Origin of the sequence: Paenibacillus sp. FSL W8-0186, assembly GCF_037969765.1 — a bacterium.
Taxonomy (GTDB): Bacteria; Bacillota; Bacilli; order Paenibacillales; family Paenibacillaceae; genus Fontibacillus; species Fontibacillus woosongensis.
The window spans coordinates 4,363,905-4,376,426 of the sequence record NZ_CP150207.1; the positions used below are offsets into that span (position 1 = coordinate 4,363,905).

The following is a 12,522-nucleotide window of genomic DNA, read 5'->3' on the forward strand; positions in this document are numbered from 1 at the left end:
AACTAAATCCAACATTCCTCTAACATCAGGTTTAATCCAGCGACTACTAGCTTTCCAGCTAGGCGAAGCATGTTACAATAAATAGAGATCAATAACCGGGTGGGAGAAACCATGGAACTTCAGCAGCTTCAAACCGAATATATTCCCTCAAAGCCGCCGCTGCGCGCGCGGCTTGGCCGTAGAATCCGCGACACCTATCGCTATGATAGCGTTTTTTGGCGAATGGCTGTCGTCGGTCCATGGGGAGCGGCGATGTTCGTATTTGCTTTGGCTGCGCTGGGCATGCCTACCGGCTTTGGCGCTTTGGCGGATATTCTGGCCTTTATCTCCGTGGGGACGACAGGGCTGTTTATCGCCGCCCATTTGGCTGCCGTACTGCTCGCGCTAATCGGCCTGCCGCTTCCCCGGCTGTATGCCGGCACAGTGATATATGCGCTTACGGTCATTTTCTTTATTTTTTGGCAGGATCATGATACGGTCATCTCCGCGGTTACTGCAATTGTCCTCACGCTGACGGGCATCGCGCTGGGAATCGGCGCCGGAATGCTTCGTACCCGATTTAGCCGACGGCTGAGATTCTATGCAGCTGCCGTGCTTGGGCTCCTATGCGTGTCCGCGGCGGTATGGCCTGCAGACAACCCGGCGGCATACCCGGGCATAGCGAAACACGCAGCACCCATCGAAGCGGAGAATCCGGCCAGACCGGGACATTACAGCTATACTACGTTCGACTACGGAAGCGGAAACGATTATTGGCGGACAGAATACGGCAAGGAGGCCGATCTTGTTTCGACTTCAGTAGACGCCTCCCTATATATTAAGAAATGGCCTGCTTTCCGTACCCGCTATTGGGGATTCGATCAAAGCTCGCTTCCCCTGAACGGCAGAGTTTGGATGCCCGAAGGAAACGGCTCCTTTCCGCTGGTGCTCATGGTCCACGGCAATCACCTGATGGAGGATTTCTCTGATGAGGGCTATGGCTATTTAGGCGAGCTCCTGGCCAGCCGAGGCTTCATCGCTGTATCGGTTGATGAGAATTATTTGAATTATTCCGTCTGGACGGGGATTCCGGACAATGACATGAAAGTCCGTGCCTGGATCCTGCTGAAGCATCTGCAACAGATCGAAAGCTATGCAGGCGATGCAGCAACCCCTTTTTACCAGAAAGTGAATTTTGCGCAAATCGGATTAATCGGACATTCCCGGGGCGGTCAGGCGGTCGCCATGGCGAAGGACGCGGGACGCTGGTTCAGTGCGGACGAGACGCTAGGCGACTTGGAGCGTTACAACATTCAGGCCATCATAGCGATTTCGCCCACGGACAAGAAGGTGGACGGAGAGTTTGCCAGAATCAAGGACGTCAGCTACTTGGCTCTGCAAGGGGCGCGGGACGCGGATGTGAACGATTTTGATGGCGACCGTCAGTATATTAGGACTTCCTTCACGAAACCATCCGCTCACTTCAAGTCTTCCGTATATATCACGGACGCCAATCACAGCCAATTTAACACCGAATGGGGCTTTCGGGATATCAGCTTTCCGAAGGGAATCTTCTTGAACCAGCAGGCGATCATCGGTCCCAAAGAGCAGCGGGACATTGCCAAGATATACGTCTCAGCCTTCCTGGAGTCAACGCTTCACGGGAATGAGAGCTACTTGCCTTTATTCCAGGATTACAGGACAGGACTTCACTGGCTTCCCGCGGACACCGGATACTTCGGCCGCTTTGAGAGCGCCCTTTTCCACAAGATGGCCTGGCACGATGAAGATTTGAACCGGGGCACGCTTCCAAATGGCGGTTTGGCTCAAGGCAATCATTTAACCTGGGTGGAAGAAGAGGTCACAAACCGCAAATCCGTAAACAAAGGAACCCGGGCCATAACCTTGGAATGGGCAGATAGAGCAAATAACGAGGAGCCTGCTTCCTATTCGTTATCATGGAACTCCTCCTTCCTGCCAAGGAAGATGAGCACACCTCCCGAAATCCTTTCGTTTTCAATAGCTGACCGCAGCTTCGAGCTCACTGAACCGGCGGCATCCTCCGCCGGGCTGCAGGCTGAGGTGGAACTGCAGAGCACTAACGGCGAAACGGCCCGTATATCACTAGCCGACTATATAAAGATTGCACCCCCGCCGGATGTTGCCTTTACCATCCTTCCTTGGGTAGAGAAGCGCCTGTCCGACGGCAAATACAAATATCCGCAGGAGGCGGTATTTCAGACGGTAATGCTAGACTTGGCGGAGTTCGCCAAAATCAATCCCCAGCTGGATTTGTCCGCGCTTAAGGGAATTACTTTCTATTTTTCCGAAGGCCCGGGCAAGATCATGCTCGATGATATCGGTATATACTAAGCAACAATGCGGCAACAACATGCAAAAACCGCCATCCCTGCCGGGGATGGCGGTTTTGTTGCGGCGGCTGATAGCCGGCTTTTAACGATGTGATCTACTCTTTCGGAACAAGCTGGTAAATCTCGCCGCTTTCCATAGCATCAATCAAACGGTCAAGCCATTCGTAGTACTTAACGGCATCAATCATTTTTTTGCGATCCTCCTCAAGGATAGCCGCAATGGCTCCTTCCGGTTCAGAGGCCAGCCATTTATTTATCTCCTCGATCGACCTGCGCAGGATGAGGATGTTGGATTCCACCGCTTTTCTCCACTTGATCGCGAAATAATCTGTAAATGTCTGATGCCAGTCGTACTCGACCTCATATAAATCCTTACGGGAGCCTTTCTCCCACACTTTGTTCACCATTTTAAGATCAAGCAGAGTCCGCACGCCCGTGCTCATGCTTGTCTTGCTCATCTTCATCTCCAGACCCATTTCATCCAGTGTCATCGGTTTATCTGCAAAAAAAAGCAGACCGTAAAGATGACCTGTCGACAACGAAATCCCGTATAAATCCATGTTTCTGCCAATGGCTTCAATAACCCGTTTACGAACTTTCATTATATCCGCCTGCTGCTCTGGGGTGAGCTGGTCCAAGCCCATGCTTGCAACCTCCTATCACGATACTTCTTATATCTTAAAAAAAGGCCAGATAAAAGTAAAGTGGCGGCTTAGCGAGCATTTGTAAGGATAAGGGAGTATATATACCATTCACTCTGTACAGTTTTTTCTGTACGTTCTATACGAACCGTATTAACGGTTGTTTAGATTCCCTCTTTTTTGTTAGACTAAGTACCATGTGAGGCTGCAGGCCCGTGCAACCTTAGAATTTCATTAGAAAAGGAGTGGATAATTTGGATGAACCCATTCTAGAAGTAAAGCAAGTTACTAAATTGTTTGGCCCGAATGCAGAGCAGGGACTTCAGCTGCTTGAGCAGGGACAAACGAAAGAACAGTTGGCTAGCCGCGGCATCACCGTTGGCGTGAATCGGGTCAGCCTGGACATCCGTCAGGGAGAAATCTTCGTCATTATGGGACTATCGGGAAGCGGTAAGTCGACCCTCGTCCGGATGCTGAACCGGCTGATCGAGCCGACCTCAGGTCAAATTCTCATTCACGGTCAGGATTTGCTGAAAATGAACAAAGCCCAACTGCGGAAAATACGTCAAAAGAGCATTAGTATGGTATTTCAGAAATTTGCGCTGTTTCCACACAGAACGGTGCTGCAAAACGTTGAGTATGGCCTGGAAATCCAAAAAATCGACGCAAATACCCGGAAACAGAAAGCAGAACAAGCTCTGGAACTTGTCGGGCTAAAGGGCTGGGGTGACAAAATGCCGGATGAACTCAGCGGCGGCATGCAGCAAAGAGTTGGCCTCGCCAGAGCCTTGGCCAATGACCCCGAGGTGCTGCTGATGGATGAAGCATTCAGCGCTCTCGATCCCTTAATACGCCGGGATATGCAGGATGAGCTGATCGAGCTGCAGGAGAAAATGAAGAAGACGATCGTCTTTATTACGCATGACCTTGATGAGGCCTTGCGGATCGGGGATCGGATCGCCTTGATGAAGGATGGCTCGCTCATCCAAATTGGCACGCCTGAAGAAATGCTCACTCAGCCGGCTAACCATTATGTCGAACGATTTATTGAAGATGTGGATCTCTCGAAGGTGCTGACTGCTTCGCATGTGATGCGCAGACCCGAGACGATTACGCTGGATCGCGGTCCGCGGGTAGCCTTGCAGTTGATGCGGGAACGGGGAATTTCAAATCTTTTCGTCGTCGATCGCTCCATGCGCTTGCTTGGCGTCATTACCGCGGAAGATGCATCTGACGCGAACAAGACAGGCAAAACGCTTTCGGATATTCTGATCAGCGATAGCCCGCAAGTACCGCCGGATACTGTTCTTAGCGACTTATTCGAAGCGACCAGTTCCACTAAGGTGCCGCTGGCTGTTGTCGATGAGCAGAGACGGCTGCTGGGCGTTATTGTACGGGGTGCCGTGTTAGGCGCGCTTGCAGGAGATGTGCGCGAGATGGAGGTGAAGCAGCATGAACTTCATTCCTAAAATTCCTCTCGCGGATTGGATCGAACTAATCGTAGATTGGATGGAATCCAACCTGGGGGGCTTTTTCGAGGGGCTGTCCAAGATCATTGAAAGTGTTGTCGAGTTCTTCTCGTGGCTATTTCTCTTACCGCACCCGCTACTATTCATCGCTATATTCGGTGTCCTGGCCTACCTGATCGGAAGAGTACCGCTCACGTTATTTACAGTGATCGGCTTCCTGCTGATCGACAATCTCGGCTATTGGACGGAAACGATGAATACGTTAGGCCTCGTAGTCACTTCCGGCATTATTTCAGTGGTCTTAGGTATCCCTATCGGAATATGGAGTGCCTATAGCAAAACTACTCACCGCATTATTTCACCATTGCTTGATTTCATGCAAACGATGCCTGCCTTCGTCTATCTTCTGCCTGCCGTGACTTTCTTTAGTCTTGGGGTAGTGCCGGGTGTAATCGCATCTGTCATCTTCGCGATTCCGCCGACAATCCGCTTGACCTATCTCGGTATCAAGCAGGTATCCGGCGAGCTTACCGAAGCTGCCGACGCCTTCGGTTCGACCTCGTGGCAGAAGCTGTTTAAAGTGGAGTTGCCTCTGGCAATGCCTACGATGATGGCCGGCATAAATCAGACGATTATGCTGTCCCTTTCGATGGTCGTAATCGCTTCGATGATCGGTGCGCAAGGAATTGGAGCGACGGTATACCGCGCGGTGACTCAGCTTAAGATCGGGCAGGGCTTCGAAGCCGGATTGGCTGTCGTCGTACTTGCTATTGTGCTGGACCGCTTTTCGCAAAATTTATTCAAATCCAAAAAAAGAGGTGCATAATTCATGAGGAACAGGAAAACTAATATATGGATGTTGTTAAGCTTGGCAGCCGTACTGCTGCTGTCTGCCTGCGGAAATTCAGGAAATGCTGGGGGTAACGCCGGCAATACAGCTGGGAATGCCGGAGGCAAGTCGCTCGGCGACCAAGTAAAGCATGAAATCATCGGCATTGATCCTGGTGCCGGCATCATGAAGGCGGCTAGCGCAGCCATCGAGGAATACGGACTATCCGACTGGACATTGATCGAAGGTTCCAGCGCGGCCATGACGGCAACACTGGCCAAGGCGATCAAATCCGAGCAGCCGATCATTATTACGGGCTGGACGCCCCACTGGATGTTCGCCAAATATGATCTGAAATATTTGGAAGACCCAAAGAAAGTATTTGGAGAGGCAGAGGAAATCCATACCGTCGTTCGCAAAGGACTGAAGGAAGCTCATCCGGAAGCCTATGAATTCCTTGAACGCTTCGAGTGGACTTCGGACGAGATGGGCGAAATTATGACGGCCATCCAGGAAGGACAGGATCCAGCGGAAGCGGCCAAAGCCTGGGCCGAAAGCCACAGCGACCGTGTTGACGTTTGGACGGCGGATATTCAGCCGGTCAACGGCGACACCTTTAAACTCAGCTATGTAGCATGGGATTCCGAGATCGCCAGCACGAATCTGATTCAATACATTTTGGAGAGCCGCCTTGGATATAAGGTAACTGCGCTTCAGGTAGAAGCAGGCCCTATGTGGACGGGCGTAGCCAACGGCGATGTGGATGCAACGGCTGCAGCTTGGCTGCCGCTGACCCATGCTGATTACTGGGATAAGTACAAGGATCAGGTAGAGGATCTTGGTGCAAATATGACCGGAGTCCGTACCGGACTTGTCGTTCCGTCCTATGTAGAAGCCAACTCCATCGAAGACTTGAAATAATTCTCATTATGTAAAATACAACTCAATCTTGCGGCTATTCATTTGGCCTAACGGCATAGAACCCATCCCGCTTCAGCGGGATGGGTTCCTTTATAAAAAAGGGAGTATCTATACTTTAACTGCCCTTCCTTAATGCCACATTATCATAACCTGAAAAAGAAATTAAAAATGGTTTTTTTTCAGCTTATTGAGCGTACCCTGTTCGAACTCGCCCAGCCTCCATAAAACGATATTATCATACCCCGACTGCTGGGCTATGTGAATCCATTGCGATATCGTCTCCCCATCCGCATACCAGACGGTATGCTTCAGACCCTCTTTATCCTTATAAGAAAAATAGAGGCTTCCGCTAGCCTTATCCCTCATCGGTACGGCCGTACTGCTCTGCCGCAGCAGTTCTGCCGCCTGCTTCTCCGTCAAGGAGGTCACCTTCCCGCCATCCGTCCAGTCAAAGCCGCCCACCGAGAAAGCGATCGCCGCTTCGCCTGGCAGCACTTTCATGCGGGAAGCCAGCTTCCTAATAAACGCATGGTCCGCTTTCGGACCTGGACCGCTATGGCTGCCGAACAAATTGTAAGCCATCATCACATACACCGGACCTTCAGGCAGCGCCAGCCGCTCTATAGGGGTACGCGGCTCCAATATAACACGGAGCGACTTCTCTTTGGCGTGCAGGCGTTCATACAATTTTGCATAGAAAATGCAGAGCTTCTCCCAGTCCGCGTCCCCAATCTTCTCAAAATCCATCTCAACGCCGTCAAATCCGTACCGTTCCACGGTGTCGATGATCTCTTCGATATGCTGCTCCTGACTTTCCCGCGTGGCCAAAATACGCGAAACAATGCCCGGATCCTTCTGCACTGCCGTTCCATCCGGGTTCCAGCGGTCATTGACGATCGTCAAATCCACGTACTTTACGCCGCCTTTCCGCGCCGTCTGGAATATATGCGGAAGCGCCTTATGCATGTCGTCGGTAAAATAGAGATGGTTCTCACTGTCGAAGTAAGCGGCAAACGCCTGCAGCCGGTCGAGATTCCTGCTGATCTGCTGTAAATCGGCCACACCGGATTCCCATTTCCAATCCACGACCCATGCGGACATTTCCAAATCCTGCTCCACGTCCACCGCCCGGATTGTTTGCTCCTCATTCTCCTGCCTGTAAAACCATATAATACCCGCGATAATGACTATAATTACAGCAGCCATAATATATACCCATCGTCTCGTCATCTATGCTCTGACACCTTTCTCTTCTTTCTATTCCGTTATTAGAAGGTGTCCATCACCCAAGTTATGGAGGCGTCCAACCCTTTTTTGAGGCCGTGAACGATACCCTGAAAGCCAGTGATTCTATGGCTGAACACAACATCAGGGCTGCCGTCCTCCTTCGTTATCCGCGCCACTTCAAAATCCTCGAATACGCCGTCGTAAATATCGTCCTTCTTATTTTGCCCGCTGTATTCCGCTTCAAGGGCAATGCCGCCGTTTTTCACCACACCGTCAAGCGCCATTCCGTCAGCAATACGATCACCGTCGACTATGATGGTCAGCTGGTCTCCGCTCAGCTCCACCTGCAATTGCCTTATCTGCCGAATATTCGTCGGGTACTCTTCCTCCTTCGGCCCGGCGCTTGCGGCAATTTGTTCCTTCGTGTATACCGAAGCCTTAGAGAAAGCGAGATCCTCTTCGCTCCAAGCTATCGGCTGCAGCGGGCTGGAGAATACGCGCTCGGCCTTGCCGCCTGCTTTTTGCTGTTCGATGTGCAGCTGGTTGTTCTCGACGACCACCCTTAGAAAAGCTCCCGCCCGACGGTCATAACGGACATATACGGTCTGCTTGCCGACCACGTTCCCCGCTAATTTGTAGGAGATTACCGTATTCTCGCTGTTCTCGCTATTGTTCAAGTACAGCATGCCCGGGGCTGCCGGAGGGGAAGTCAGAATAATCCGATTGTCGGCAAACTGCGCCGCTCCGCCAACGAGCTGCCAAGGTTCGGCAAGCTTTTCGTCACCGCGGACAAACTGCATCTTCTCTCCCGTATCCTTCTGTATTTTCATCAGCAAATGATTGGTGTACCAGTACGGCGCCGCCTGTACCCGCGTCAAATCATACACATCTGCGTCAGCAGAGTTGAAGGCCTCGCCTTCCCGATTGAAATGAATGCTGAACAGCTGCTCGATGTTCGTGTTGTTTGCGTGAGCAACCAGCGGGTTCATTCCGTTGTTCAAGGCGTTTGCGTGCATGATCATGTATACTTGAGGCACAAATCCCAGCTTGCTGGTGTAGATGTCCTTCATCGCGGCATAATCGCTATGAATCCGCGCTTCCATCTCCGTTCGATTCTCTGCCGGGATCATATTCTCGTCCCGAATGAAATCCATCAAATAATGGTTATAATACTCGATATGCCCCTTATTGGTTAATTCGTTCTCTTCCTTCATCCCAATGAAGCTGCCCTGATCATCAAAAATATTGATGTATGTCAGCCGATTTCCATTAGTCCCCAGCTCCCAATAGCCTGACTTCATCATGTTCAGCATCTCTTTTGGCTGCACGAACTTGCGCTCGCTCTTTCCCATTTTGTTCGCATAAGAGAAAAACGTCGCCTTGTAATTATATTTCTCCAGCAGCGGTTGGGAGTACAGGCTGGAGTCGTTTCGTCCGTCCTCAAACGATAAGTACAGCGCTTTGTCCGGCAGCGGTTTGTGATGAAAATAGAAATCCAAAATATCCTGCTGCGATATCGTCACGTAGCCCTGGGCATATAGCGCCTTCAGCTGCTGATCAAGCTCGCTCTTGGCCACCAGCTTCGGCGTGGCTGAACGCCCTACACCGAAATAAGATATGGCGATAAAACCTTTATGATTGCGCCATTCGGATTTGTCAGGCTCCTCATATCGCCGGATTCCGAACAAGGCGTCGAACAGCAATACGCCCACGGCCAGCAAAATCGCACTTTGCACGATGGTCCTGATCCATTTTCTGCGATTTTTCTTGCGATAATCCAGGGCAGAGTTCCGGTTCTTCTTTAACATTTCTGCTATCCTCACTCTATGAATCTTCAGGCGATTGCTTTAGAACGGCAATCCGATTCTTTTTTTATTTTTTTGCCTTCGCGCTTCCTTCTTCTCTCTAGCTTCAATATCCTGCGGCGTCTCCCTTGTCCCCCAGGTAGACTTCCAGAACGTCACCCAAGCCACCGGCATCTGCCACAGAAGCACTGCCTCGTAAAATACGCAGAATATCAGTCCGTATACCCACAGCCTGCTCTTGCGGAACAATAGATGGGCCAGACTCATCAGCAGTCCCATGAGAAGCAGTCCCATCAGAAACGTGCCCGGGAAAATCTGATAAGCTAGCGGGACATAAACCAGGTTATACAGTACGACAACCGGCGCAGCGATCGGCACGATAACCCCAACGTAGAAAAAGAGCGACATAAAAGGCTCTTTACGCCAAATAAACCCCGAGGCCCGCAGCGACTCGCGCAGCCATGAACGCTTCCAGCGCATTTGCTGCTTCAGGAACACGCTCATCTTCGACGGCACGATCGTGGAGCAAATCGCACTATCCTGGTAGCCAGTACGATGCGTCTTTAAAATAAAATTCGTCATGCTCCGGTCATCGCCAAAGGTCGCCGGCTGTCCCAGGAACTTCTGGTTCAGCCAGGCTTCGGAATGCTGCAGTACAAGATCCTTGCGATAACAGGACAGCGGGCCGGACAGGCAGGTGACGCTATCGAAATACGATTCTGCTGCCTTCATAATGCGAAACGCGATATAATAACGCACGGTTTGCAGCTTCGTGATCGAATTCGTATATTTGTTCTCGACATCCGTACGACCGGCGACGCCGCCCATGCGCGGGTCCTGGAACGGCTGTACTAAATGCTTGATGGCCGTCGGCTCCAGGAAGCTGTCGGAATCCACGAAGACGACGAGATCATGCTTGGCCATTTCCACGCCCTTCACCAATGCGACCCGCTTGCCCCCGTTCTCCGGCAATACGACCATCTCTAGCCTTTCCTTGGTGGCGTAGCGCTCCGCTTCCTGGTGAACCATCTCTATCGTCCTGCGGATTACCTCGGCGGAATGATCGGTCGACCGGTCATCGACGACGATCACCTCCAGCTTATCGACCGGATAATCCTGGTTGATGCAGCTTAGTATCGTCCGGTGAATCCACTCGGCTTCATTGAAGCACGGTATAATGATGCTCACGCCCGGCGTATAATCCGGATTGACCGGCACATCCCGGTAAAACGCCCCAAACAAATACCGGCTCAGCAAAAAGATCGCCGCGATCAAACTGTATAAATACAGCCAGAAATTGTATTTAAAATAAATGACGCTCTCCACGCGCATCAGCATAATGATGGCGACGGCGATGAACAGCATTCCGCTCGCCGTATAAATCGAATATCCCCAGCGTTTCTTCTGGAAATACTCGGTCAGCGGCTTTGCAAATTGCAGGGCGACCATCTGTTTAACCTGTCCATCCGCCTCCTGCGTAAACAGGCGGACGACGTCCGCGCCTAGCCTAACGGAAGACTCGAAGCCCTCTGGCATCGTTCCCGGCGGGATGTGGCAGCGAAGCTGATACCGGTCGCCTACCTCAAACTTGCCCGCTTCAGTGCCCAGCTCAATCAATATACCTGTTGACGATATATCGACGGCCCGGGCCTGAATGCCTGCCTTCTTCTTTCCTCCCTCGGGGATCAGCAGAACATCAAAATCCGCGATGTAACGAAGGCTGAGCAGCCGCAGCTTCTCCCGGAAATCCAGATCATTGCCGTCCAGCTCCGGTTCCGGCCCATCGCCCCGCAGTCCCCTGCGGTCGAGCCGTCCCCGAATATTCTCAGGATCGGGCACATGCGACAATGTACGCCTGTCAACTTTAGGTATTGTCAGTACTTCTTCCTTTTTCTTCTTACTTTTAATCACTGTTTGCGTCCCCAATCATTATTGGTATACCTGCAGCCTACAGCCTCCAGTAGTAGAAACCGCTGTGTTCATACTCCGCTTTGGAGTATATCCCTTTGACATCAATCATGATCTTCGTCTGATTGCCATTGTACATTTTCTTAAAATCCTCAATTCCCATTTCGGCAAAAGGCGTATGCGGAACCGCGACAATGACTACGTTCAAGTCCTGGAACGAGGACATGTCCGCTAATTCGAGGCCGTATTCCTCGTAAGCCTCCTGCGGATCTACCAGCGGGTCGGCGACTAAAGTCGTCACCCCATAATCCTTCAGTTCATTGATAATGTCCGTGACCTTTGTGTTCCGGATGTCCGCGCAGTTCTCCTTAAAGGCCAGGCCCAGCAGGCCGATTCTCGTATTTCGGATATCGAGCTGCTGCCGGACCAATATTTTAATAATACTGTCCGCAATGTAGGCTCCCATGCTGTCGTTGATATGCCGCCCCGCCAAGATGATTTTCGAATGGTAGCCCGTATCCTCTGCTTTATAAGTTAAATAATAAGGATCTATGCCAATACAGTGCCCGCCTACCAAACCAGGGGTAAAATGCAGAAAATTCCACTTCGTCCCCGCCGCCTCCAGCACAGACTTCGTGTCGATGCCCATGCGGTGGAACACCATCGATAGTTCATTCATGAAGGCGATATTGATGTCCCGCTGTGCATTTTCAATAACCTTGGCTGCCTCGGCGACCTTGATGCTCTCCGCCCGGTATACGCCGGCTTCAATTACAAGCTCGTACACCCGGGCAATCAACTCTCGCGCTTCATCGTCAATGCCGGATACGATCTTCACAATATTCTCCAGACGGTGGACTTTATCGCCGGGATTGATCCGTTCAGGCGAGTAGCCTACCTTAAAATCGACTCCGCACCTTAATCCCGATTCCTCTTCGAGAATAGGTATGCATACATCCTCCGTGACGCCGGGATATACCGTGGATTCATACACGACGACCGCCCCTGGGGTCAGCTTCTTTCCGACGATTCGGCTGGCGCTCTGCACATACTTCAAATCCGGCACATTTCCGCTTTGAATCGGAGTTGGTACGGCCACAAGAAAGAAGCGAATTCCTTCCAGCATCTCCTCATCGGAGGTAAATTTCACGCCGCATGTCCGGATGACGTCGTCGCCCACATCGCCCGTCACATCGATTCCCGTCAAATAACTATCTATTTTCCTGCGGTTCACATCAAATCCAACCACATTGGTTTTTCTCGAAAAAGCGACTGCGATCGGCAGGCCGACATACCCGAGTCCAATGACGGCAATTCCTTCGCGCCGATTAACGATATCTTCGTACAATCCCATTTCTCCATCCCCGTCCG

9 protein-coding genes are annotated in these 12,522 nt (G+C 51.3%); 4 read left to right on the forward strand and 5 right to left on the reverse strand.

The genetic code is table 11. The annotated features are described in order from the left end of the window. The first annotated feature begins 111 nt into the window (after positions 1-111). On the forward strand, positions 112-2,352 hold the full coding sequence (locus MKX50_RS19455; RefSeq protein WP_339157609.1) for an alpha/beta hydrolase: 2,241 nt from the start codon (positions 112-114) through the stop codon (positions 2,350-2,352). Between the two features lie 94 nt (positions 2,353-2,446). On the opposite strand, the gene MKX50_RS19460 is transcribed toward MKX50_RS19455, so the two are convergent. Beyond that, complete coding sequence (locus tag MKX50_RS19460; RefSeq protein WP_213594400.1) at positions 2,447-2,995, reverse strand: GbsR/MarR family transcriptional regulator; 549 nt, start codon at positions 2,993-2,995, stop codon at positions 2,447-2,449. Between the two features lie 251 nt (positions 2,996-3,246). On the opposite strand from MKX50_RS19460, the gene MKX50_RS19465 reads away from it, so the two are divergent. The 3 genes from MKX50_RS19465 to MKX50_RS19475 are packed head-to-tail and all read left to right on the forward strand — an operon-like array spanning position 3,247 to position 6,211. After that, positions 3,247-4,461 (forward strand): glycine betaine/L-proline ABC transporter ATP-binding protein, encoded by a 1,215-nt coding sequence (locus tag MKX50_RS19465; protein WP_213594398.1) that lies wholly within the window; start codon positions 3,247-3,249, stop codon positions 4,459-4,461. Then, complete coding sequence (locus MKX50_RS19470; protein WP_155611448.1) at positions 4,445-5,287, forward strand: proline/glycine betaine ABC transporter permease; 843 nt, start codon at positions 4,445-4,447, stop codon at positions 5,285-5,287. The genes MKX50_RS19465 and MKX50_RS19470 overlap by 17 nt, the downstream gene beginning before the upstream one ends. Before the next feature lie 3 nt (positions 5,288-5,290). Next, positions 5,291-6,211 carry a glycine betaine ABC transporter substrate-binding protein gene (locus MKX50_RS19475; RefSeq protein ID WP_283925591.1) on the forward strand — a complete coding sequence of 307 codons (921 nt, stop codon included), beginning with the start codon at positions 5,291-5,293 and terminating at the stop codon, positions 6,209-6,211. Between the two features lie 162 nt (positions 6,212-6,373). On the opposite strand, the gene MKX50_RS19480 is transcribed toward MKX50_RS19475, so the two are convergent. The 4 genes from MKX50_RS19480 to MKX50_RS19495 are packed head-to-tail and all read right to left on the reverse strand — an operon-like array spanning position 6,374 to position 12,505. Beyond that, positions 6,374-7,441, reverse strand: a complete 1,068-nt coding sequence (locus MKX50_RS19480; RefSeq protein ID WP_339157611.1) for a glycosyl hydrolase family 18 protein — start codon at positions 7,439-7,441, stop codon at positions 6,374-6,376. Positions 7,442-7,479: 38 nt separating this feature from the next. Then, the gene (locus tag MKX50_RS19485) at positions 7,480-9,246 is read right to left on the reverse strand and encodes a polysaccharide deacetylase family protein (RefSeq protein ID WP_339157613.1); all 1,767 of its coding nucleotides are present in this window, start codon (positions 9,244-9,246) and stop codon (positions 7,480-7,482) included. Between the two features lie 39 nt (positions 9,247-9,285). After that, entirely contained in the window at positions 9,286-11,154 is a 1,869-nt protein-coding gene (locus MKX50_RS19490; RefSeq protein ID WP_213594391.1) for a glycosyltransferase, read from the reverse strand. Between the two features lie 37 nt (positions 11,155-11,191). After that, entirely contained in the window at positions 11,192-12,505 is a 1,314-nt protein-coding gene (locus MKX50_RS19495; RefSeq protein ID WP_213594559.1) for a nucleotide sugar dehydrogenase, read from the reverse strand. Positions 12,506-12,522 lie beyond the last annotated feature (17 nt).